Here is a 21,696-nt window from a genome sequence, read left to right as displayed (position 1 = left end):
CGGAAAACGGCGGGCGCCCCCGGGCCCCGCCGCCTACCGTCACCGCATGACAGAACCAACGGCGCCCCCGGACGAACAGGCCCTGCTCACCCTGGAGGTGGACACCGTCTTCGGCCTCGTACCGGGCGCGCCCGGCCGCCCGCCGCGCGTGCGCGCGCCGGGCGTGCGGGCCGTGTGGGCCTGGTCGCCGGGGGCGTGGGTGTGGGCCCTGGGAGAGGGCGCGTACGGCGCGCACGCCACGGGACCCGACCTGGGCGCGCCCCCTTTCGCCCCGGAGGAGCCGCCGCCCGGCCTCGCGGACCTCGCCGTGCCGGGCACCTCCGTCGTCGGCGGCCCCACCTGGGTGTTCCCCGACGCGGGGGTCACCGCGCCCCCGGTGCCCGAGCGCGTCCTCGTCTCCGACGAGCCCGGCAGGCAAGCGGCCGCCGCGCTGGCCCGCCCGGACACCTGGGAGCCCGACGAGTGGGCCGCGCTGGTCGCGGGCGCCGCGGGGGAGTGGGCGATGGCGGTGCGCGAAGGACGCCCCGTCTCGATCTGCCATACCCCGGCCGCCTCCCGCGGCGGTGTCGAGGCGGGCACCTGGACCGCGCCCGAGCACCGCGGCAGGGGCCTGGCCAGGGCGACCGCCGCCGCCTGGTCCCGCAGGGCGGCGGGCCGGGTCCGCTTCTACAGCACCATGGCCGACAACACGGCCTCCCGCGCGGTCGCGACCGGCCTCGGCCTGCGGCCCCTGGGGTGGCTGTGGTCGGTGCGGTGACCGGTCCGGGGGCCTCGGCGCTCCCGCGCGGCACGCGGGAGTGCCGAGGCGGAGCCGCCCCCCTCGTGCCCGTGGGCAGCGTTATATGCTCGGCGCGGTGCCGTTCGGCGCCATCGGTGGTGGGGCCCACCGTCCCCGAACCGCGGTGCACACCGCCAACGGTCCCTACTTACGAGTAGGGAGAGCCATGCCAGAGCACCACACCGCGCACCCGGAGCCGGTCGACCCGGACATCGACCTCCATGTCCCCGCGCAGCGCGCCGAACTCTCCAGGAGCCACGGCGCGATCCTGGCCGCGATCGCCGTCGGCGGCGCCGCCGGGTCCTGCGCCCGCTACGGCGCCTCGCTGCTGTGGCCCACGTCGGCCACCGCGTTCCCCTGGACCACCCTCGGCGTCAACGCCCTCGGCTGCCTCCTCATCGGCATCCTGATGGTGCTGGTCACGGAGGTGTGGACGGCGCACCCGCTGGTACGGCCGCTGCTGGGCACCGGAGTGCTCGGCGGCTTCACCACCTTCTCCACGTACGCGGGCGACATCCGGCGGCTCACCGACGTCGGCCACGCGGGCCGCGGCCTCGTCTACCTCGCCCTCACCCTCGTCGCCGCGCTGCTGTGCGTCTGGCTGGCGACCACCGTCACCCGGCTGCTTGTCCGGGTGGCCGGGCTCGGCCCGGCGGCGGGAGGTGCCAGGTGAACTGGCTCCTGGTGATCATCGGCGGCCTGGTCGGCGCCCCGCTGCGCTACCTCACCGACCGCGCCGTCCAGGCACGGCACGACACCGTCTTCCCCTGGGGGACGTTCACCGTCAACGTGCTCGGCTCCCTCATCCTCGGCCTGGTCACGGGCGCCGCCGCCGCGGGCGCCGCCTCCGGCCATGTCGAGCTGCTGCTCGGCACCGGTCTCTGCGGGGCGCTCAGCACGTACTCGACCTTCTCCTACGAGACGCTGCGGCTCGGCGAGAACGGCGCCTGGTTCTACGCCACGACCAACGTCGTGATCAGCGTGGTGGCCGGGCTCGGTGCCGCCCTCCTCGGTTTGGAGTTCGCCCGCGCGATATGGGGCTGACCGCCCCGCGCACCGGGCCGCCCCGTACGGGCCTGCCCTCAGTGCGGACCGCCCGCGTCCGCGTAGCACGTCACCACCCGGGTGTCGAAGGGGAAGCGGACCGGGGTGTCGCCGAAGGTGAGGCGGCCCGCGGTGGCGGCGGCCTCCGCGATGGCGCGGGCGACCGCGTCCGCCTCCTGCTCCGGGCAGTGCACCAGCACCTCGTCGTGCTGGAAGAAGACCAGCTCCGCGGCCATCCCCCCGCACCGGCTGCGCAGCGCGGCCAGCATCAGCAGCGCCCAGTCGGCCGCGCTGCCCTGCACCACGAAGTTCCTAGTGAACCGGCCACGGGCGCGGGCGCCGCCCGAGCGGTCCGCGTCCAGCTCGGGCTCCTCCTGCGGAATGCCCGCCTCCTCCTCCGCTTCGCCGCCCGCCGCGGCGGGCGGGCAGGTGCGGCCGAGCCAGGTCCGCACCAGGCGGCCCTCCTCGCCCGCGCGCGCCGCGTCGTCCACGTGCGCGACCGCGCGCGGGAAGCGGCGGCGCAGCGCCGCCAGGTTCTTCAAACCGTCGCCCGACGTCTGCCCGTAGATCGCGCCGAGCACCGCCATTTTCGCCTGCGCGCGGTCGCCGGAGAACGCCCGGTCCGACACCGCCTGGTACAGGTCGCCGGGGCGCCCCGCCACCTCCATCAGCGCCGGGTCCCGGGAGATCGCGGCGAGCACCCGGGGCTCCAACTGGCCCGCGTCCGCCACCACCAGGCGCCAGCCGGGGTCGGCCACCACCGCGCGCCGTATCACCCGCGGGATCTGGAGCGCGCCCCCGCCGTGCGTCACCCAGCGTCCCGAGACCGTGCCGCCCGGGAGGTAGCCGGGGCGGAAGCGGCCGTCGCGCACCCAGTCCTGGAGCCAGGTCCAGCCGTGCGCCACCCAGACCCGGTACAGCTTCTTGTACGCGACGAGCGGCGCCACCGCCGGGTGGTCGACAGACTCAAGCTCCCAGCGCCTGGTCGAGCGGACCTTGACGCCTGCCGCCGCGAACGCCTTCACCACCTCGGCGGGCAGGTCGGGCCGCACCCGCCGGCCGAAGGCGCGCGACACCTCGTCGGCCAGCTCCGCGAGCCGCCGCGGCTCGCCGCCGCCCGCGTACCGCTCGCCCAGCAGCTCGTCGAGCACCTCGCGGTGCACATCGGCGCGCCAGGGCAGCCCGGCCCTGTTCATCTCCGCGGCGACCAGGGTGCCCGCGGACTCGGCTGCCGTCAGCAGCCGCAGCCGGCCGGGGTGCTCCCCGCGCCCGTGCCGCCGCTGCTGCTCCGCGTACACCTCGACGAGGTCGGTCAGCGGCAGCGGCGGCGGGCCAGGATCGAAGAGCGACGGCTGCCCGCCGGGCAGCGCGGCGCGCGGCGGCGGGTCCCGCGGTACCGCGCGGCGGTGCAGCCTGGCCGCCGCGGCTGCGGCGGAGCGGGGCTCGCCGTGCCGCCCCTCGTGGCCGAGGAGCAGGGTCTCCGCGGCCTCGACGTCGTAGCACCGCTCGACCCGTACGCCCGCCGCGAGCAGTGCCGGATAGACGTCGGCGGTGGCGGGCCACACCCAGCGCGCCACGTCGGGGCGCGCCCGCACCGCGGCGGCCGGGTCGGGCTCGCGGCGCACCCGGCCCGCGGGCAGCCCGTCGCGGCCGAGGGGGACGACATCGGCGCCGCCGCCCTCGACGGGTGCCAGCGCCCACCGTTCGGTCATGCGGTCGATTCTGGCACCGGGCACTGACAACGCCCCGGCTCTCGGCCGTCCCGGCTCCCGCGTGCCGCCCCGGCCGGAGCCGGGACGGCCGACGGCCGGTGCTGGTAGCTTGCCGAACTGTTGCGCTTCGCTTCCCGTGGCCCCGCCACGGCCGCAGAAGGGGGTTTGCGTGCACGCCAGGTACGTGTTTCCCGTCCGCCCGCTGTCCACGGGCGCCGCGGTCCTGCTGGGCGCCGCCGTGCTGAGCGGGTGCGGCTACTTCGGCCAGCCCGAAGCGAGTACCGCGGACGTCTCGGCCCCCGCCGCCTCGCACACGGCTCCCGCGCCGCCGCCGTCCTCGTCGCCGGTGCCGCACGACGGCCTCGACGGAAGCTGGCTCGCCACCACCGAGGGGAAGGCGGTGGCGCTGGTCGTCGGCGGCAAGCACGCGGGCCTGTTCCAGACGGACGGCGCGAGCTGCCAGGGCGCCACCGCAGAAGCCGAGCGCGAGGAGTCGGGCGGCGGCGCGGCGAAGAAGGTGAAGACCATCTCGCTGGCCTGCTCGGACGGCGGCGACGGCCGCGACCACGGCATGGTCGAGTCCGTCACCGCCACGTCCCTCAAGATCCGGTGGGCGGGCCGCGGCGAGGAGACCTTCCGCCGCGCGGGCGACACCACGACCCTCCCCTCGGGCCTCCCGTCCGCGCCCCCCTCCTGACCGCCCACGCGCGTACGGCCACCGCCCGCCCACGCGCGCGCATGGCCATCGCCCGCCCACGCGCGCGTATGCCCGAACGCGTCCCGCGCGGGTGCTCAGCCGACCGGGTCGTCCGGGTCGTCGAGGGCCGACGCGCGGCTTCCGGCGGAGGCCGCGAGGGCGGCGGAGAGGTCGTCGAGGCCGCGCAGCAGCAGCGCCGCCGCGTCCCGTACGAGACGCCTGGTGTCGTGCGCGTGCAGCGGCGGCCGCGCGGCGTCCGGCTCCTCCGAAGGCGCGCCGCCACCCGGGCCCGCCGCGCGCACAGGCCCCGCCGCACCCCCGGGCGCCTCCTCGCCCGCCATGAGGCGTGCCTCCCACGCGCGGAGCGCGGCGCGCAGCTCCGTCCAGTCCGGCTCCCGGCGCTCGCGCACCGCCTCCGCGCCCGCGTCGGTGGCCGCACGCAGCGTGTCGGCGAGGTCGGCGGTGCCCGGCAGCGGGGCTCCCGCGCGCGCGTGCGACGCGTCGGGAGCGGTGCGCTCGTGCTCGGGCAGATGCGCTTCGAGGAGCATCGCGGCCCTGCCGAACTCGCCCATCGCGCGGTTCGCGGCGTCCGCCGCCGCGACGGACAGGCCCCGGCCGCGCACCGGTTCGCCCGCGGCCCGCTGTAGCGCCTCGCGCCAGGCGATACGGGCGTCCCTGGTCAGCAGCAGCGCGTCGCGCACCGCCTGCTCGTCGCCGGAGCCCGCGTACCTGGCCAGCACGGCGGCGGCGTAACGCCCGTTGGTGCGCAGCCAGTCCGCGAGTCCGGCCCGCAGTCGCGGCGTCTCCCAGTCGGGGTAGAGCGCGTAGGCGACCATGGCGAGCACCCCGCCGAGCAGGGTGAGCAGCACCCGCTCGGGCACCGTCTGCGTCCACTCCTCGCCGCCCATGCCCAGCAGAAACACCACGTACGCGGCGATGCACGCCTGCACCGCGAACTGCCCGGTGCGCAGCAGCAGGTACATCATCCCGGCGCTGAGCACGGCCAGCGCCGCGGCCGTCGCCTCGCCCGGGCTCGCGAGCCGTACCACCACGGTGGCCAGCACCACGCCGACGAGGGTGCCGCCGAGGCGCGCCACCGCGCGCGAGTACGTCTGGGTGAAGTCGGGCCGCATCACCATCACGGCGGCAAGCGGCGCCCAGTAGCCGTGCCCGAGCGGCAGCGCGGCGCCCAGTACGTAGCCGACGGCGGCGACCACGCTGACCCGTACCGCGTGCCGCCGCACCGGTGAGCCGGGGCCCGCCCTGCCGCGTATGCCGCGGACGGCGGCCCTGGGCAGCGCGAGCAGCCCGGGGCGGCTGCGCGGCCGCGCCGGGCGCCCGGGGCCGCCGCCGCGCTGCCGCGGGGGCCGTGGCAGCCCGCTGGGGCCCCGGGTGCCGCCCGCGCTCTCCACCACGTCGTGCAGCAGCAGCCCGAGCCGCAGCGCGGCGCGGCGCGCGGGCCCCGAGAGGATCGCGCCGGTGTCGGGGGTCTTGAACGCGGCCACGGCGTTCGGCGGCAGCCGCACCGGCTCTGCCCTGCGGATGGCGCGCGCGGCGGCGTCCAGGATGGCGGCGGCGGAGTTCAGCAACTCGCGTGCGCGATCGCGCTCCTGGCCCTCGGCCGCCGCGCCGACCGCGGGGTCCGCGAGCAGGGCGAGCACCGGTCTGATGCGCTCGGCGAGGCCGCGCGAGCCGTGCAGCTCGGCGGGCCTGCCGCGGGCCTGGCGCGGGGTCAGGGCCGCGGCGCTGCGGGCCTGCATCAGCGGCGCGGGGTCGAAGGCGGCGAGCGGTTCGTGCCGCAGCCTGCGCGCGTAGTCGGCCTCGGCGGCGAGCGCGTCGGCGAGCGCGTCGCGGTGCGCGCCCCAGCGGCGCACCGGCAGCAGCATGACGAGCCCGGCCTGTACGACGCCGCCCGCGACCATCGAGGCGGCGTGCCCCGCGGCCCCCGCCACCGAGGTCGGCAGGGTCACGGTGACGACCATCATGGCGACGTTCGACGAGGCGATGAAGCCGGTCGTGGGCCCCGCGGCCCAGCACAGGCCCGCCGCGAGCGCCCACACGAACAGCAGCAGGAGGAACAACGGCGGCCGGTCGACGGTGAGATAGCCGACGAACGTGGAGACGGCGAGGCTGGTTCCCGAGGCGAGCGCCAGCTCGGGGCGCGGCCGCCAGCTCGGCTGGAAGGTGGCGATGGCCGCCTGGAAGGCGCCGAACGCGGAGCCCGCGGCGACCGCGGGCCCGAACCACAGGTCGGTGAACGCCACGACGAGCGCCAGGCCCACGGCGGCCCGCAGGGCCACCAGCGGCTGGAGCCTCGTGCGCTCCACCGAGAGCCCGGAGCGCCCCGTCTCCACCAGCGCCCGGCTCCAGCTCACCCCGCCAGAATACGGTGGCGCCGCCGCGGCACCCCGGGCCGGTACGCCGCCGGGGCGCGGGCGCGCGTGAACGGGTGCGCGATTGGCCGGGTTTGGCCGTCGGGGCGGCGAAGTGGCGAGCGCGCTGTGTTGCGGGGAAGACCGGGTGGTGGACCATTGGTGAACACGCTCACGCTCGGGGCGTACGCCGGTCGGAGCTTCGGGAAGCGCATCCGGCGCCGCACGGAACGGGGGAGCGGCTTTATTCGTCTTTACCTTCGGGGGACTTCGGTTTCCCTTTGAGGACCGGGACACGGACGGTGTGACCAGCCGCCGTAAACCGGGACTGAGCCGACGCGTCCGGGGAACGGGCTCCCCGGGGCGTACCGGGTCACCGGAGGACCGGACAGGGGGTTTCTGTAATCGTCGGGACACCGCGCGTGCACGTGCATATGCGCATGCATCGGCACGAGTCAAATGCTTATGCATTCGCATGTGAACACGGCTATGATCCGAAGTCAGTTGACCGCTGCATCAATGGCCACATCCGGCCACTGCACAACCCGGGGAGCGACTGTGCACGATGTGTACAACGGCATGGCGGCCACGGAGCTTCACGGGGTGGCCTGGCAGAAGAGCAGGCACAGCAACTCCCAGGGGACCTGCGTGGAGTTCGCCAAGCTGCCGGGCGGAGGCGTTGCCGTGCGCAATTCCACGGACCCCGAGGGGCCCGCGCTGATCTACACCAGGGCGGAGATCGAGGCCATGCTCCTGGGGATCAAGGACGGCGAGTTCGATCACCTGGTGACGGGCTGACCGCACCCGGTCCGCGATCCGCCGGGGGCCGGGCGGGCGCCGCCCGAGTTCCCGGCGAAGGGGCTTCGGGAATCGATCCGCGCTAAGGCGCGGGCGAAGACGGGGCCGCCGGGAGAACCCTCAACCGGCCACGCAGCGCAGTCGTTTCATCACGCAAGTTTTCTGTGTGAGAGGGCGGACGCGGCGTGTGAGCAATGCCAACTCTTTATTCGCCGCTTTACACACGCGGCGCATTCGCCTCCTCACGACCGCGCGTCCCGAACGCGGAATCCAGCCCCGGACGCGAGCCGTTGCACGCGGTGGCCGCGGGGCGAACGGCGGCGAGAACAAGCCGACTTCCGCGACCGCCGAAGCGGCGCACACGTCCCCAAAGGCGAGCAGGGCGGACGCGGGACGTCCGCCGGGGCCCTCTTCCCTCCGGCGTCGGCCGCCCCCGCGCCCCACGGGACCCACCGCCCCTGCCGGTCCCCGGCGCCCCGCGCGGGCGCCACGGCCGCGCCGCCCGCCGCCCTCCGTGCCGGACCCGGGTCCCGCGAAACCCGTTCGGGGCGGCGCCGCCCCGGCGCAGTGGAAGCACTCGGAGGGCGGCCGCCCGCCGGTTCGCCTCAGCCCGCCGGGCGCGGCGGGACCCCGCGACCACCCGCGCATACCAGGGGTAACCGCGCCGCCACGCGTCCCGCGCGCCTCAGGGGAGCGTCCACCGCCGCAGGCATCGGCGCCCGTCGCGCCGCGCGCCCCGCAGGCACCCCCGTACCAGGAGCGGACCGCGCACACAGCGCCGCCGCGCGCCCCCGCACCGCCTGCGTCTCACAAGCGGAACAGCGCCCAGACGACCTTGCCGTGCAGCGTGCCCGCCAGCGGGTGCCAGCCCCAACTGTCGCTGAAGGAGTCGACCAGAAAGAGACCGCGCCCCGACTCGGCGGAGAAGTCCTCCTTCTCACGGGCCACCGGGCTCGCTTCACTGGGATCACGGACCGCGCAGACCAGCCGCGACGACCAGTGCATCAGGTGCAGCCGCACGGGAGGCTCCTGGTCACGCGGCGTATGGGCAGGCAGGGCATGCTGGAGGGCGTTGGTGACCAGCTCGGAGACCACCAGGCAGATGTCGTCGCAGCGGCCCGCCGTGTCCCAGTGGCCGACGGTACGTAGAGTGAACTTCCGCGCCTCGCCGACCGCCTCGTACCGGGCGGGCAGGGCGCACGACGCCGCACTGGAGACCGCGGAGGGGTCGACGGGAGGAAGCCCTTGCCTCAATGGCGCGAGCATGGCTGCTCTGTCCGTCCCCATACGAGGCACTCCCGTGATTGCGGCCGTAGCGCTACTGCGGTGCTGCGGTGGTGCGCGACCATCGTTCCGAATGCCAGGGGCGGATGCAAGGGCAGATGCACGTGCACGCGCCCGTTGTGCCAGAGTGTGCGGGGGTTGGCGCCATTTATTCCTCCGCGTTCTTGGTGGTGCTTTCGCCAAGGCTCTGTTTCTGTAACCGAATGAGTACGGGGTGGAGCGTTTTAGTGGCAGACTGCGAAACCTGAAGAACCGTTGGGGAGGGCTGACGAAAGTGACCGCAGGAGAGTCTTGGGGATACCCCCAGGCGTCGAACACCGGCGGCGGCTCGGTGGTGCGGCGCATCCTGCTGGGCTCGCAACTCAGGCGACTGCGGGAGGCGGGCGGTATCACCCGCGAGGCCGCGGGGTACTCGATTCGCGCCTCCGAATCGAAGATCAGCCGCATGGAATTGGGCCGGGTGAGCTTCAAAGTGCGGGATGTCGAGGATCTGCTGACGCTGTACGGCGTCACCGACGAGGGCGAGCGTGGTGCACTCCTCTCGCTCGTCAAGGAGGCCAATGTGGCCGGATGGTGGCACAGCTACACCGACGTGCTGCCCGGCTGGTTCCAGACGTACGTCGGCCTGGAGGCGGCCGCCTCCCTCATCCGGCTGTACGAGGTGCAGTTCGTGCACGGCCTGTTCCAGACCGAGGCGTACATGAACTCGGTCGTCTCCCGGGCCATGAAGGAGCCGAGCCAGGCGGAGGTCGACCGCAGGGTCGCGCTGCGACTCGAACGCCAGAAACTGCTGGTCTCCGAGAACGCCCCGGAGTTCCAGGTGGTGCTCGACGAGGCGGCGCTGCGCCGCCCCTACGGCAGCGCGGAGGTGATGCGCGGCCAGCTCCAGCATCTGATCGAGATCTCCGAGCGGCCCAACGTCACCCTCCAGGTCATGCCGTTCAGCGTCGGCGGGCACGCGGGCGAGTCCGGCGCGTTCAGCATGCTCAAGTTCGACGAGTCGGACCTCTCCGACGTCGTCTACCTGGAGCAGCTCACGAGCGCGCTGTACCTCGACAAGCGCGAGGACGTCGACCAGTACGGCCGCGCCATGGACGAGCTGCGCGCGACCGCCGCGAACCCCGCGGAAACAAGGGAGTTGCTGAGAGGTCTACTCCAACTGGCCTGATCCGGAAGTAGGATGACTTCCCATCAGCGTCGGCCTCGGGAGCCTCAGCAGTAAGGGATGACATGTCGTTCTTCACCGGTCTGGCCCGGCAGTACATCGACGGTGCCTGGCGCACGGGTGCGGGCGCGTGGGACATCATCGACGTCAACCCGTACAACGGCGACAAGCTGGCGTCCATCACCATCGCCACCGAGACCGAGATCGACACCGCCTACCGGGCCGCCCGGCGCGCCCAGCCCGCCTGGGCCGCGGTCAGCCCGCACCAGCGGCGGGCGCTGATCGACCGCGCGCTGCGGGTCGTCGAGGAGCTGGAGTCCGAGATCGCCGAGGCGATCACCGAGGAGCTGGGCGGCACCCGCGAGAAGGCCGTCTTCGAACTGGCCGCGAGCAAGGAGTTCCTGCGCGAGGCAGGAGAGCTGGCGCTGCGCCCCGAAGGTCGGATCATTCCGTCCGTCGCGGCCTCCCGGGAGAACCGCCTGTACCGCAACCCGGTCGGCGTGGTCGGCGTCATCAGCCCCTTCAACTACCCGCTGCTGCTCTCCCTGAAGTCCGTCGCCCCCGCGCTCGCGCTCGGCAACGCCGTCGTCCTCAAGCCGCACGAGGACACCCCCGTCTGCGGCGGCTCCCTGATCGCCAAGATCTTCGAGGACGCCGGGCTGCCCCAGGGCCTGCTCAACGTCGTCATCGCCGACATCGCCGACATCGGCGACGCCTTCATCGCTCACCCCGTGCCCCGGGTGATCTCCTTCACCGGCACCGCGGACGTGGGGCGGCACGTCGGCACCGTCTGCGCCTCCCACTTCAAGCGCTGCGTGCTCGAACTCGGCGGCAACAGCGCCCTCGTCGTCCTCGACGACGCCGACGTGGACTACGCCGTGGACGCCGCCGTCTTCAGCCGGTACGTCCACCAGGGCCAGGTCTGCATGGCCGCGCACCGCATCCTGGTGCACCGCGCCGTGGAGCGGGAGTTCACCGCGAAGTTCGTCGCGCGCGTGCGGGCCCTGCGCACCGGCGACCCGCGCGACCCCGACACCGTCATCGGCCCCGTCATCAACTCCTCGCAGGCCGACGCCATAGTGGCGGCCGTGGAACAGGCCGTGGCGGACGGCGCCACGCCCCTGGTGCGCGGCCGGGTGCGGGGCAACCTGATCGAACCCACCGTCCTCGCCGGCATACCCGACCACTCCGCCGTGCTCCGGCAGGAGATCCTGGGCCCGGTGGCGCTGCTGATCCCCTTCGAGGACGAGGCCGAGGCCCTGCGCATCGTCAACGACAGCCCCTACGGCCTCAGCGGCGCGGTGCACACCGGAGTCATCGAGCGCGGCGTCGCCTTCGCCCGCGGTGTCGAGTCCGGCATGTTCCACGTCAACGACAGCACCGTGCACGACGAGCCCAACGTCGCCTTCGGCGGCGAGAAGGCGTCGGGCGTGGGGCGGCTCAACGGCGACGCGACCGTCGACGCGTTCACCACCGTGCAGTGGGTGTCGGTCCAGCACGGCCACACCGAGTTCCCCTTCTGACGCCCGCGCCCCCGCGCCCGTACCACCGCCGTCCGTGCCACGCGCCGCTGCGGCCAGGATCTGACCTAAAGCCGATCTATCTTTCGGGTGTCGAAGCGAGGCACCGGGCCGGTGCCCGGCATCCGAAAGGCGGAAACCCCATGGTCACCCACGTCCCCTCCGAGACCTCAGGCGACGAGTGCGGCATGCTCCTCTCCTTCGTCGAGGCCCAGCGCGGCGCCCTGCGGCGCGGGGTGCTCGGGCTCGACGACGAGCAGGCGTCCGCCACGCCCTCGGCGAGCGCGCTCTCCCTCGCCGGGCTCGTGAAGCACGCCGCGCTCTGCGAGGTCAACTGGCTGCGGCTGGCGCAGGGGCGGCCCAACGAGTACCTGACGGGCTCCGACAGTTGGGAGGTCGGCTTCCGGCTCGTCGGCGACGAGACCGTCGCGGACGTCCTCGCGCTCTGGGACACCATCGCCGCCGAGACCGAGGAGTACTTCCGCGCCGCCCCCGACCTCGGCCGCACCTACCCGCTGCCGCCCGCGCCCTGGTACCCGAAGGACGCCCGGGTCTCGCTGCGCTGGACCCTCGCCCACCTCGTCGAGGAGTTCGCCCGGCACGCCGGCCACGCCGACATCATCAGGGAGACCCTGGACGGCAAGAACGCGTTCGAGCTGATCGACCTGGAGCGCCAAGCGCCGCACGCGCGCGCGTGAGCCCCGCGGGCCGCACACGCGCGCGCACCGAGTACGGCCTCACGGCTCGCGGCGACGAGGCGTACTTCGCCCTGCTGCGCGACTCCCTCACCGGCTGGGGACAGGGCACCGACCTGCTCACCGCGGCGCTCGGCTCCATGGCCGACCTCGAACGCCGCGACGCGCTCGACCTGCTGCGACCGGGAGTGCGCCGCCGCCCCCGCGGCGTCAGTGGTGGAAGCTCGTCGCCGCCCGCCGGTCGCGGGTCAGCGGCCCCGACTGGCGGCGCAGCTCCGGCAGCAGCTCGTCCAGGTCGGCGACGAGGAGTTCGGCGAGGTCGGCGGTGAAGCCGTTGCGGCACACGATCCGCAGCGCCGACAGGTCCTCGCGGTGCGGCGGGAAGGTGTACGCGGGCACGAGCCAGCCCCGCTCCCGCAGCCTGCGCGACACGTCGAAGACGTCGTACGCGGTCACGTCGGGCGCCGTGGTGAACGCGAACACCGGGAGCTGGTCGCCCCGCGTCAGCAGCCGGAAGTCGCCGATGCCCGCGACATGCTCGGCGAGCGCGGTCGCGACCTGCCGGGTGGCGCCCTGCACGGCCCGGTAGCCGTCCCGCCCGAGCCGCAAAAACGTGTAGTACTGCGCCGCCACCTGGGCGCCCGGCCTGGAGAAGTTCAGCACGAACGTCGGCATGTCGCCGCCCAGGTAGTTCACCCGGAACACCAGCTCCTCGGGAAGCTGCTCCGGCGAGCGCCACAGCGCCCAGCCCACGCCCGGGTACACCAGGCCGTACTTGTGCCCCGAGGTGTTGATCGAGGCCACCCTCGGCAGCCGGAAGTCCCACACCAGGTCCTCGTCGAGGAACGGCGCCACCATCGCGCCCGAGGCGCCGTCCACGTGCACGGGGATGTCGAGCCCCGTCCGCTCCTGGAGCCCGTCGAGCGCCGCGCAGACCTCCGCCACCGGCTCGTACGAGCCGTCGAAGGTCGAGCCGAGCACCGCCACCACCCCGATGGTGTTCTCGTCGCAGAGCGCGGCGGCGGCCCCGGGGTCCAGATGGAACCGCTCGCCCTCCATCGGCACCTGGCGGGCCTCCACCTCCCAGAAATTGCAGAACTTCTCCCAGCAGACCTGGACGTTCACCCCCATCACCAGGTTCGGCCGCACATCGCGCGCCGGGTAGCGGTCCTTGTTCCGCAGCGCCCAGCGGCGCTTGAGCGCCATCCCGGCGAGCATGCACGCCTCGCTCGAACCCGTCGTGGAGCACCCCATGGCGCGCCCCGGGTCCGGCGCGTTCCACAGGTCGGCCAGCATGGCCACGCAGCGCCGCTCCAGCTCGGCGGTGCGCGGGTACTCGTCCTTGTCGATCATGTTCTTGTCGCGGCACTCCGCCATCAGGACGCCCGCCTGCGGCTCCATCCAGGTGGTGACGAAGGTCGCCAGGTTCAGCCGCGAGTTCCCGTCCAGCATGAGTTCGTCGTGGACGAGCTGGTACGCGGTGGACGGCGGCAGCGGCCCGTCGGGCAGCCGGTGCTTGGGCGGCGCCTCGGTCATGGCGACCGCCGGGTTCGCCTCGCCGACGAACGGGTTCACCGACAGCGGGCGCTCCCGTCCCTCGCCCGTTCCCAGATGCAGTGGCATCCACGGCCTCCTCGCGCGTGTTCTGCTGCCCCGCGACCGAGAATAAGGACGAAACGGGCCGAGCGCCCGGCGTGGGCGGCGGGGCCGGGTGGAACCGAAGCGGACCGCCGTGCGTTGGTAGCTTTGTCGGCGCACCTTTCACAGGCGAACGCCCCACCACCCTCAGGAGCCCGGAACCGTGATGACGCTTGCACTCGGACCGAGCTGGATGGACCCGGACACCCTGCTGAACCAGTTCGGGATCTACGGTCTGATGCTCGTCGTCTTCGCCGAGTCGGGACTGCTGATCGGGTTCTTCCTGCCGGGCGACTCGCTGCTGTTCACCGCGGGCCTGCTGATCACCACCGACAAGCTCGACTTCCCGCTGTGGGCGGCCTGTGTGCTGGTCGCGATCGCGGCCGTCCTGGGCGACCAGGCGGGTTACCTCTTCGGCAAGAAGGTCGGCCCCTCGCTCTTCAACCGCCCCGACTCCCGCTTCTTCAAGCAGGAGAACGTGGCGAAGGCCCACGAGTTCTTCGAGAAGCACGGCCCGAAGTCCCTGGTGCTGGCCCGCTTCGTGCCCATCGTGCGCACCTTCACCCCGATCATCGCCGGGGTCAGCGGCATGCGGTACCGCTCGTTCCTGGCGTTCAACGTGATCGGCGGCGTGCTCTGGGGCGTGGGCGTCACCCTGCTGGGCGCGGTCCTCGGCAAGCACGCGATCGTCAGGGACAACATCGAGGCGATGCTCGTCCTCATCGTGCTGATCTCCGTGCTCCCGGTGATCGTCGAGTTCCTGCGCGCCCGCCGCAAGGCCCGCCGCGCCCCCTCCCGGGGCGACGACGGCCCCCCGGCCCCCCAGGACACCGCCTCCCGGGGCCGCCACGCCCGCCGCTGAAACACGCGGGCCGGCCGCCGCAGCCGCCGCGGGTCAGAAGCCGCGGGTGCGCTTGGCGGCCCGCCTGGTCGCGGCACCCGGGACCCTGATCAGCAGCCGGGAGACCTCCGAGCCGAGGTTCACGCCGATCGCGATGGCCAGCGCCAGCGCCGCCGCCTGCGACAGCGACGTGAGCCCGGTGTTGATGTCGCCCTCGGCGAACCCGAGCAGCCCGAAGTACGTCGGGGAGCCCGGCAGCAGCGGCCCGATCGCCGCCGTCACATACGGCAGCGCCGACGCGAACCGGTAGCGCGAGAAGAGCTGCCCGAACAGGCCCACCAGCCCCGCGGCCACCGCCGTGGCCGCCACGGGCGAGAAGTTGCCCGCGAAGCGCATGGCCCCGTACACCACCCACGCCACACCCCCGTTGAGGGTGACCGCGAACACCGTGGACGGCTCCTGCTGGAGCAGCACGGCGAAGGCGAGCGACAGCATCATCGCCGCGAGGATCTGCCAGCCGGGCCGCTCCACGTACCGCAGCGCCGCGTCCGGGTTGAGCTTGGCGTCGAGCCGCACCCCGAAGTACAGGACGATCAGCACCCCGGCCACGATGCCGACGAAGAAGTACAGCACTTCGAGCAGCCGCGCCGCCGCGGTGATGTAGTAGCCGGTCAGACCGTCCTGCACGCCCGCCACCAGCGCCCGCCCCGGCAGCAGCGCGAAGAGCCCACCGGTGATCACGGCGGACGCCCTTACGTCCGCGTGGAAGAGGGTGAGCGTGATGCCGACCGCGGCGGGCGGCATCGCGGCCACCGTGAACTGGTAGAACTCCGGCAGCCCGCGCTCCGAGCAGAGCCAGGCGAGGCGGTCGCCCAGCATCGCGCCGAGCGCCGCCGCGAGGAACACGATGAGGTCGCCGCCGACGAGCACCGAGGCGGCCCCGGCGAGCAGCCCGTTGGCGCCGGTCAGCGCCCAGCGGGGGAACGGGTGCCGGTTGCGGCGGATCTCGGCGAGCCGCCGGTACGCCTCTTCGAGGGAGACGTCGGTGTCGTCGTCGCTGAGGTCGTGGACGAGCCGGAACACCGCGGCGAGCCGGTTGTAGTCGGTGCCGCGCCGCCGCACGGTGCGCGACGACGTCACCGGGTCGTGCACGAGCGACTGCTGGTACGAGATGGACAGCAGGGTGAACGTCACGGTCGGCTCGCACCGGTCGAGGCCGTAACTGCGGCAGACGGCGAACATGGCCGCCTCCACGTCCTCCGCGCCCTCGCCGCCCGCGAGCAGCAGCTCCCCGATACGCAGCGTCAGGTCGAGCACGCGCGGCACCGCGGGCCCCGCGCCGTCCTCGTCGTGCGCGCCCACCGGCTCGGGCGACGGCCGGTCCGCGACCGGCATCCGCAGCATGGTCCGCATCCGGTCCTGCCAGGGCGCCCCGGGCGGCGCGAGGCGCCCCACCGTCGGTATGCCGCCCGGCGGGGTGAACGCGGGCGGGGTACGGGGCGCCTGCCCGCCAGGGGGGCCGAAGGCGCTGCCCTCGCTCTCCGCGGGCGCCTGGGGCGCGGCGAGCCCCGCCGGCACGGCGAACTCCGAGGTGGTGGACGACTCGTCCTCGGCGGCGCCCGACGGGGCCGCGACCCCCTCGGGCGGTGCGAACGCGCTGCGCGACTCCTCGTGCTGGGACCCCCGCTCGTGGCTGTCGGACTCGCTCACCGGCCCTGCCCCACTCCTCGCTCCCCGGCGCGGCACGGGCTCCGCGCCCCGTCCGCCCCGCCGCTGCTGTCCGTACCCCGTGGTGTGCACCTGCCACGGCCGGCCCACGCCTCAGTATGCGCACGCGATCCCCGCACGCGCGTGCGGGGATCGGGGCCACGAGTGCCACCCACGCGCGCGTACGCCGTTTCCGCACCCGACGCCGGGCGCACCCCGGCGACCTGGGCACCCGCGGCAGTCCCGGGCGCCCACAGCAAGGCGGGCCGCGCGTCGAGTCGCGCGGCCCGCCGGAGTCCGGGGCTCCCCCCGGGAGGGGTCAGTGCCCGCCGTGCTCCTTGAAGCGCTTGTACGACCGCTCGATCTCGCCCTCGGCCTCGGTGCGGCCCACCCAGTCGGCGCCCTCGACGGACTTGCCGGGCTCCAGGTCCTTGTAGACCTCGAAGAAGTGCTGGATCTCCAGGCGGTCGAACTCGGAGACGTGGTGGATGTCGCGCAGGTGCTCCACCCGGGGGTCGGACGCCGGGACGCAGAGCAGCTTGTCGTCGCCGCCCGCCTCGTCCGTCATCCGGAACATCCCGATGGTGCGGCACTTGATGAGGCAGCCGGGGAACGTCGGCTCCTCCAGGATGACCAGGGCGTCCAGCGGGTCGCCGTCCTCCCCGAGGGTGTTCTCCACGAAGCCGTAGTCCGCCGGATAGCTGGTGGAGGTGAAGAGCCGCCGGTCCAGCCTGATGCGCCCGGTCTCGTGGTCCACCTCGTACTTGTTGCGCGAACCCTTCGGGATCTCGATCGTGACGTCGAACTCCACCGGTGGCTCCTCCATGATCAGCACATACTTCTGATGGTTAAGTGTCCCTCACGTACTTGTGTGATCGCGAAAGGGGCTGGTTGTGGTGCCGGTGCTGCCCGAGCTGCCGCAGCGGGCGCGCGAGGGCGCCGCACGGGCGGCGCGGCGGCTGCGGCGCACCCTGCGGCGCGCCTCCCCGGCCGTCGCGGCCCGCGCCCGCGGCCTGCTGCACGCCCGGGGCCCGCTGAAAACACAGCAGGTCATCGCGGGCGCGGCGGTGTTGGGGCTGGTGGTCGCCGGGGGCGCGGTCGCGCTCGCGGGGCCCTGGGACTCCTCGGGCCAGCGCGCGGCCGAGCGCGACTGGGCGGCCGACCACGCCCGCTCCCCGGAGCCCGGGGGACGTGGCGCAGATCACGGCCACCCGGGGGGCGGTCCTGCCCCCGCGCCGAGCGCCCCGCCGGTCCTCGCGCCCCTCGGCGCCGCCGGGACCGGCTCCCCGCGCGCCGCCGCTGGCGAGCCGCAGGCGGCGCTCGTCCGGCTGCTGAAGCCCCTGTTGGACGACGCCTCACTGGGTGACCTGCGCACCGCGTCCGTGGTGGACGTCGCCACCGGCAGGCGGCTCTACACGCGCGACAGCGACCGCGGCCTCACCCCCGCCTCCACCACGAAGCTCGCCACCGCCACCGCCGCCCTCTCCGCCCTCGGCCCCGACCACCGCTTCACCACCTCCGCCGTCCTCGCGCCCGACGGCGGGCGCCTGGTGCTGGTCGGCGGCGGCGACCCCACGCTCACCGCGCGCGCGGACCCGCACGGCGCCGCGAGCCTGCCCGCGCTCGCCGAGAGCACCGCGCGCGCCCTCACCGGGCGGGGCGTGCACCGGGTGAGCCTCGGATACGACACCTCCCGCTTCACCGGCGGCGCACGCCACCCCATCGGCGTCAACGAGAACCTGGCCCCCGTCACCGCCCTCATGGTCGACGAGGGCCGCCTCGACGACTCGTCCAGCGGCCCGGCCGACCGCTCCACGGACCCCGCGCGGGACGCCGCCCGCACCTTCGCGGCGCTCCTCCGGAAGCACGGCGTGCGGGTCTCGGGCAAGCCCGCGCCCGCCCGCGCCCCCGAGGGCGCGAAGAGCGTCGCCTCGGTCGACTCGCCCGCGCTCGCCTCCGTGGTCGAGCGGATGCTGACCAACAGCGACAACGACATCGCGGAGGCGCTCGCCAGGCAGACCGCGCTCGCCACCCACGGGGCCCCGGGCTTCGCGGGCGGCGCCGCGGCCGTCAGGGCCCAGCTCGCCCGGCTGAAGATGCCGCTGAAGGGCGCCGAGTTCCACGACGGCAGCGGTCTCGACCGCGACGACCGGCTCACCGCCGGCCTGCTGACGTCCCTGCTCGCCGCCGCGGGCGACCAGGACAGGCCCGAGCTGCGCCCCGTGCTGACCGGGCTCCCGGTGGCCGGGTTCTCCGGCACCCTCAAGGCCCGCTACGGCGACGACACCGGCGCCCTGGGGCTGGTACGGGCCAAGACCGGCACCCTCACGGGCGTGAACACGCTCGCGGGCACGGTCGCCGACGCCGACGGCCGGGTGCTGGCGTTCGCGTTCATGACCTCGGGCTCCGCTTCGCCCGCCGACACCGAGGCCGCCCTCGACCGTCTTGCCGCAGCCCTCGCCGACTGCGGCTGCGGGGACTGACCCGCGACCCTGATTTTTCCCGGAGACCCGCGAGACCGCCCGGCCCGCGCCCGCGCCGCACCACGCGCGCGTACCGGCCCGCGACCGGGCACGACGCGTCCACGCGCGCGTATACGGCCGCCGTCCCCGGGGGGTTGCCCCGCGCGACCCGGGGCCCGCCCGGACTTCCGGCGGCGCGACCCCCACCCCTGCGGGGGCGGAGCACGTACGGTTGACGCATGACGAGCATCGGTGGTGCAGAGATGGTCGACTGGAATCTCGCGGTGGCGACCGCGACCCGGCTCGTGCGGCCGGGCCCTGAGGTGAGCCGCGACGAGGCCAGGGCCGTCGTCACGGAGCTGCGCCGGCACGCCAAGTCCTCGGAGGAGCACGTACGCGGCTTCACCCGGATGGCGGACGAGGCCGACGGCGAGGCGGCGGGGGAGAACGACACCCCGGTCCTGGTGGTGGACAGGCCCGGCTGGGTCCGTGCCAACGTCGCGGGCTTCCGGCACATCCTGGCCCCGCTGCTCGACAAGATGCAGGAGCGGCGCGGCAGCAGCCCGGGGGCCGCCGTGTTCGGCGCGGTCGGCGGCAAGGTCACCGGCGTGGAGCTGGGCATGCTGCTGTCGTTCATGGCCTCCCGGGTGCTCGGCCAGTACGAGACGTTCGCCCCGGCGACCCGCGAGCTTCCCGCGGGCGCGAAGAGCGGCGGCAGGCTGCTGCTCGTCGCGCCCAACATCGTCCATGTCGAGCGCGAACTCGACGTGGACCCGCACGACTTCCGCCTCTGGGTCTGCCTCCACGAGGAGACCCACCGCACCCAGTTCTCGGCCGTGCCGTGGCTCAGGGACCATCTGGAAGGCGAGATCCAGTCGTTCCTGACGGAGACCGAGGTCGACCCGATGACGTTCCTCGAACGGATCAGGGAGGCCGCGCAGTCCCTCGCGGGCGGCCGCCCCGAGGGCGAGGAGGGCGAAGGCGACGGCGGCAGGTCCCTCGTCGAGTACGTGCAGACCCCCGCCCAGCGGGAGATCCTCGGCCGGCTGACCGCGGTGATGTCCCTGCTCGAAGGGCACGCGGACTTCGTCATGGACGGCGTAGGTCCCGCCGTCGTGCCGTCCGTGGGGGAGATCAGGGAGAAGTTCCAGCAGCGCAGGGCGCGCGGCGCCTCCCGGCTCGACCAGGCGCTGCGCAGGCTCCTCGGGCTCGACGCGAAGCTGCGCCAGTACCGCGACGGCGAGCGGTTCGTGCGCGCCGTCGTCGAGGAGACCGGCATGGAGGGCTTCAACCGCGTCTGGACCTCGCCCAACACCCTCCCCACCAAGGCCGAGATCGCCAAGCCGGCGGACTGGATCGCGCGCGTACACAACAAGGGCGAGTGACGCGCGCCGGGGAGTGCCGCGCGGCGCCCCGGCGCCCCGGCCGCGCGGCGCGGCGCCCGGTGACGTGGAGGCGACGTCGGGGAGGCGGGGGAGAGGCGCGCAGGAGGCGCACGGGAGGCGCCCGGGGGGACCGCGAGGGGACACCGTAAAGCAGGGTTACCGACAGAAACGGCGCACTGGCGCAAGAACGCCCCCTCAATCACCCGTCCGAGGGACCGTGAGTCCCGGGCAGGCGTGCAATGCTCGGTAAATGGCTCGGTTCTGTCACCATCTAGGCACTCTGCGTGATGGGAGGGTCCTCGCGGGACGGTGGTGCCACCGCCGCGCGGGCGACCGGCTCCGCCCCGCCACCCGGAGCCCAGTGACAGCACCAGAGACCCACCCCCGAACTTCACGAAGGGAACCGGACATGGGTCCCCATCCAGCGGTCGCGGCGATACGCCTGGCGGTCCGCCGCGTCCTCCATGACGTCCTGACAGAACACACCCGGCGCACGGCTGCCACGGCCCCCGCCTCCCGCGGCCCCGCCCTCCCCGCGCACGCCGCGCGCCCTTCGCGCTCTTCCCTCCCTCCTCGCTCAGCGCCGCCCGTCCCCTCCGTGCCGCCCTCGCCTGCGCCGCCCCCGCAGGACCCCGGACGCGGCCGGGCGCCCGCTCCCCTGGTGCTCGTCGCCTGCTCGGGCGGCGCCGACTCGATGGCGCTGGCCTCCGCGCTCGCCTTCGAGGCCCCCAAGCTCGGCATCAGGGCGGGCGGCGTCACCGTCGACCACGGCCTCCAGCCCGGTTCCGGCCTGCGCGCGGCCGAAGTCGCCGCCCGGCTCACCGCGCTCGGCCTCCGCCCCGTCGACGCCCTCACCGTCACCGTCGGCCGCGAGGGCGGCCCCGAGGCCGCCGCCCGCGACGCCCGCTACGCCGCCCTCGACGCCGCCGCCGAACGGCACGGCGCCGCCTGCGTCCTGCTCGGCCACACCCGCGACGACCAGGCGGAGACCGTCCTCCTCGGCCTCGCCAGGGGCTCGGGCACCCGCTCCCTGTCCGGCATGGCCGCGGTCTCGGGGGCCGCGGGCCGTTACCGCAGGCCCTTCCTCAGGCTCGACCGGCAGACCGCGCGCCGTGCCTGCCTCGCCCAGTCCCTCCCCGTCTGGGACGACCCGCACAACACCGACCCGTCCTTCACCCGCTCCCGGCTGCGCCAGGAGGGCCTGCCCGCCCTGGAGAAGGCGCTCGGCAAGGGCGTCGTCGAGGCGCTCGCCCGGACCGCGCAGCTCTCCCGCGACGACGCCGACGCCCTCGACGCCTGGGCCGAGCAGATGCGGGCGTCCGTACGGGACGCGTCCGGCCTGCTCGACTGCGCCAAGCTGTACACGCTCCCGCCCGCCGTGCGCCGCCGCATCCTGCGCCGCACCGCCATCGAGGCGGGCGCGCCCCCCGGCTCCCTGTTCGCCCGGCACATCGAGGAGGTGGACCGCCTGATCACCGGCTGGCGGGGGCAGGGACCCATCAACCTGCCCGGCCGGGTCGTCGCCCTGAGGCAGGGTGGCAGACTGGTTGTCCGGCAAGGCTGACGAACGGCCCCGGGGCGCCCGCGCCGCCGAGGCC

At 74.4% G+C, this 21,696-nt stretch carries 18 protein-coding genes; 12 read left to right on the top strand and 6 right to left on the bottom strand.

Going from position 1 to position 21,696, the window contains the following annotated elements:
• Positions 1 to 46: 46 nt before the first annotated feature.
• The 3 genes from ACIBIW_RS35585 (at position 47) to crcB (ACIBIW_RS35575) (ending at position 1,822) form a co-directional block, all read left to right on the top strand.
• Positions 47 to 757: a GNAT family N-acetyltransferase gene (locus ACIBIW_RS35585; protein WP_399342482.1), complete on the top strand. Its 711-nt coding sequence runs from the start codon at positions 47 to 49 to the stop codon at positions 755 to 757.
• Between the two features lie 187 nt (positions 758 to 944).
• Positions 945 to 1,451 carry a fluoride efflux transporter CrcB gene (gene crcB, locus ACIBIW_RS35580; protein WP_399342481.1) on the top strand — a complete coding sequence of 169 codons (507 nt, stop codon included), beginning with the start codon at positions 945 to 947 and terminating at the stop codon, positions 1,449 to 1,451.
• Complete coding sequence (gene crcB, locus ACIBIW_RS35575; protein WP_399342480.1) at positions 1,448 to 1,822, top strand: fluoride efflux transporter CrcB; 375 nt, start codon at positions 1,448 to 1,450, stop codon at positions 1,820 to 1,822. The genes crcB (ACIBIW_RS35580) and crcB (ACIBIW_RS35575) overlap by 4 nt, the downstream gene beginning before the upstream one ends.
• Before the next feature lie 38 nt (positions 1,823 to 1,860).
• On the opposite strand, the gene ACIBIW_RS35570 is transcribed toward crcB (ACIBIW_RS35575), so the two are convergent.
• Positions 1,861 to 3,534 (bottom strand): bifunctional 3'-5' exonuclease/DNA polymerase, encoded by a 1,674-nt coding sequence (locus ACIBIW_RS35570; RefSeq protein WP_399342478.1) that lies wholly within the window; start codon positions 3,532 to 3,534, stop codon positions 1,861 to 1,863.
• Between the two features lie 169 nt (positions 3,535 to 3,703).
• On the opposite strand from ACIBIW_RS35570, the gene ACIBIW_RS35565 reads away from it, so the two are divergent.
• The gene (locus ACIBIW_RS35565) at positions 3,704 to 4,231 is read left to right on the top strand and encodes a hypothetical protein (protein WP_399342476.1); all 528 of its coding nucleotides are present in this window, start codon (positions 3,704 to 3,706) and stop codon (positions 4,229 to 4,231) included.
• 95 nt (positions 4,232 to 4,326) lie between these two features.
• On the opposite strand, the gene ACIBIW_RS35560 is transcribed toward ACIBIW_RS35565, so the two are convergent.
• Entirely contained in the window at positions 4,327 to 6,606 is a 2,280-nt protein-coding gene (locus ACIBIW_RS35560; protein WP_399342475.1) for an FUSC family protein, read from the bottom strand.
• Between the two features lie 555 nt (positions 6,607 to 7,161).
• Here ACIBIW_RS35560 and ACIBIW_RS35555 point away from each other — a divergent pair.
• Entirely contained in the window at positions 7,162 to 7,401 is a 240-nt protein-coding gene (locus tag ACIBIW_RS35555; protein WP_399342473.1) for a DUF397 domain-containing protein, read from the top strand.
• Positions 7,402 to 8,208: 807 nt separating this feature from the next.
• On the opposite strand, the gene ACIBIW_RS35550 is transcribed toward ACIBIW_RS35555, so the two are convergent.
• Positions 8,209 to 8,667 (bottom strand): ATP-binding protein, encoded by a 459-nt coding sequence (locus ACIBIW_RS35550; protein WP_399342472.1) that lies wholly within the window; start codon positions 8,665 to 8,667, stop codon positions 8,209 to 8,211.
• 292 nt (positions 8,668 to 8,959) lie between these two features.
• Here ACIBIW_RS35550 and ACIBIW_RS35545 point away from each other — a divergent pair, with 292 nt between their 5' ends.
• The 3 genes from ACIBIW_RS35545 (at position 8,960) to ACIBIW_RS35535 (ending at position 12,068) form a co-directional block, all read left to right on the top strand.
• Positions 8,960 to 9,853 (top strand): helix-turn-helix domain-containing protein, encoded by an 894-nt coding sequence (locus ACIBIW_RS35545; protein WP_399342471.1) that lies wholly within the window; start codon positions 8,960 to 8,962, stop codon positions 9,851 to 9,853.
• Between the two features lie 62 nt (positions 9,854 to 9,915).
• Entirely contained in the window at positions 9,916 to 11,373 is a 1,458-nt protein-coding gene (locus ACIBIW_RS35540) for an aldehyde dehydrogenase family protein (RefSeq protein ID WP_399342469.1), read from the top strand.
• Between the two features lie 140 nt (positions 11,374 to 11,513).
• Positions 11,514 to 12,068, top strand: coding sequence for a DinB family protein (locus ACIBIW_RS35535; RefSeq protein WP_399342467.1), 555 nt, complete (start codon positions 11,514 to 11,516; stop codon positions 12,066 to 12,068).
• Positions 12,069 to 12,275: 207 nt separating this feature from the next.
• Here ACIBIW_RS35535 and ACIBIW_RS35530 read toward each other — a convergent pair whose 3' ends face one another.
• On the bottom strand, positions 12,276 to 13,688 hold the full coding sequence (locus ACIBIW_RS35530; RefSeq protein ID WP_399342466.1) for a glutamate decarboxylase: 1,413 nt from the start codon (positions 13,686 to 13,688) through the stop codon (positions 12,276 to 12,278).
• A 178-nt stretch (positions 13,689 to 13,866) separates the two neighbouring features.
• On the opposite strand from ACIBIW_RS35530, the gene ACIBIW_RS35525 reads away from it, so the two are divergent.
• Positions 13,867 to 14,565 (top strand): DedA family protein, encoded by a 699-nt coding sequence (locus ACIBIW_RS35525; protein WP_399342464.1) that lies wholly within the window; start codon positions 13,867 to 13,869, stop codon positions 14,563 to 14,565.
• Between the two features lie 33 nt (positions 14,566 to 14,598).
• Here the strand turns inward: ACIBIW_RS35525 and ACIBIW_RS35520 are convergent, their stop codons facing one another.
• Together ACIBIW_RS35520 and ACIBIW_RS35515 are read right to left on the bottom strand one after the other, a co-directional pair.
• Positions 14,599 to 16,254 (bottom strand): threonine/serine exporter family protein, encoded by a 1,656-nt coding sequence (locus ACIBIW_RS35520; RefSeq protein ID WP_399342463.1) that lies wholly within the window; start codon positions 16,252 to 16,254, stop codon positions 14,599 to 14,601.
• 316 nt (positions 16,255 to 16,570) lie between these two features.
• A complete protein-coding gene (locus ACIBIW_RS35515; protein ID WP_399342518.1) occupies positions 16,571 to 17,062 on the bottom strand; it encodes an inorganic diphosphatase in 492 nt (163 codons plus the stop codon).
• Positions 17,063 to 17,153: 91 nt separating this feature from the next.
• On the opposite strand from ACIBIW_RS35515, the gene dacB reads away from it, so the two are divergent.
• The 3 genes from dacB to tilS all read left to right on the top strand — a co-directional run bounded on the left by dacB (position 17,154) and on the right by tilS (position 21,662).
• Complete coding sequence (gene dacB / locus ACIBIW_RS35510) at positions 17,154 to 18,734, top strand: D-alanyl-D-alanine carboxypeptidase/D-alanyl-D-alanine-endopeptidase (RefSeq protein ID WP_399342516.1); 1,581 nt, start codon at positions 17,154 to 17,156, stop codon at positions 18,732 to 18,734.
• Positions 18,735 to 18,952: 218 nt separating this feature from the next.
• Positions 18,953 to 20,098: a zinc-dependent metalloprotease gene (locus tag ACIBIW_RS35505; protein ID WP_399342462.1), complete on the top strand. Its 1,146-nt coding sequence runs from the start codon at positions 18,953 to 18,955 to the stop codon at positions 20,096 to 20,098.
• Positions 20,099 to 20,507: 409 nt separating this feature from the next.
• On the top strand, positions 20,508 to 21,662 hold the full coding sequence (gene tilS / locus ACIBIW_RS35500; protein WP_399342461.1) for a tRNA lysidine(34) synthetase TilS: 1,155 nt from the start codon (positions 20,508 to 20,510) through the stop codon (positions 21,660 to 21,662).
• The last annotated feature ends 34 nt before the right edge of the window (positions 21,663 to 21,696 follow it).

It is taken from the genome of Streptomyces sp. NPDC050560 (assembly GCF_044457285.1).
Taxonomy (GTDB): Bacteria; Actinomycetota; Actinomycetes; order Streptomycetales; family Streptomycetaceae; genus Streptomyces.
This window is presented reverse-complemented; position numbering and strand designations above follow the sequence as displayed.

Coding starts and splice junctions, on each gene's coding strand:
- ACIBIW_RS35585 (WP_399342482.1), top strand. CDS start 47: ATGACAGAACCAACGGCGCCCCCGGACGAACAGGCCCTGCTCACCCTG.
- crcB (WP_399342481.1), top strand. CDS start 945: ATGCCAGAGCACCACACCGCGCACCCGGAGCCGGTCGACCCGGACATC.
- ACIBIW_RS35570 (WP_399342478.1), bottom strand. CDS start 3,534: ATGACCGAACGGTGGGCGCTGGCACCCGTCGAGGGCGGCGGCGCCGAT.
- ACIBIW_RS35550 (WP_399342472.1), bottom strand. CDS start 8,667: ATGCTCGCGCCATTGAGGCAAGGGCTTCCTCCCGTCGACCCCTCCGCG.
- ACIBIW_RS35540 (WP_399342469.1), top strand. CDS start 9,916: ATGTCGTTCTTCACCGGTCTGGCCCGGCAGTACATCGACGGTGCCTGG.
- ACIBIW_RS35535 (WP_399342467.1), top strand. CDS start 11,514: ATGGTCACCCACGTCCCCTCCGAGACCTCAGGCGACGAGTGCGGCATG.
- ACIBIW_RS35530 (WP_399342466.1), bottom strand. CDS start 13,688: ATGCCACTGCATCTGGGAACGGGCGAGGGACGGGAGCGCCCGCTGTCG.
- ACIBIW_RS35505 (WP_399342462.1), top strand. CDS start 18,953: ATGACGAGCATCGGTGGTGCAGAGATGGTCGACTGGAATCTCGCGGTG.
- tilS (WP_399342461.1), top strand. CDS start 20,508: ATGGGTCCCCATCCAGCGGTCGCGGCGATACGCCTGGCGGTCCGCCGC.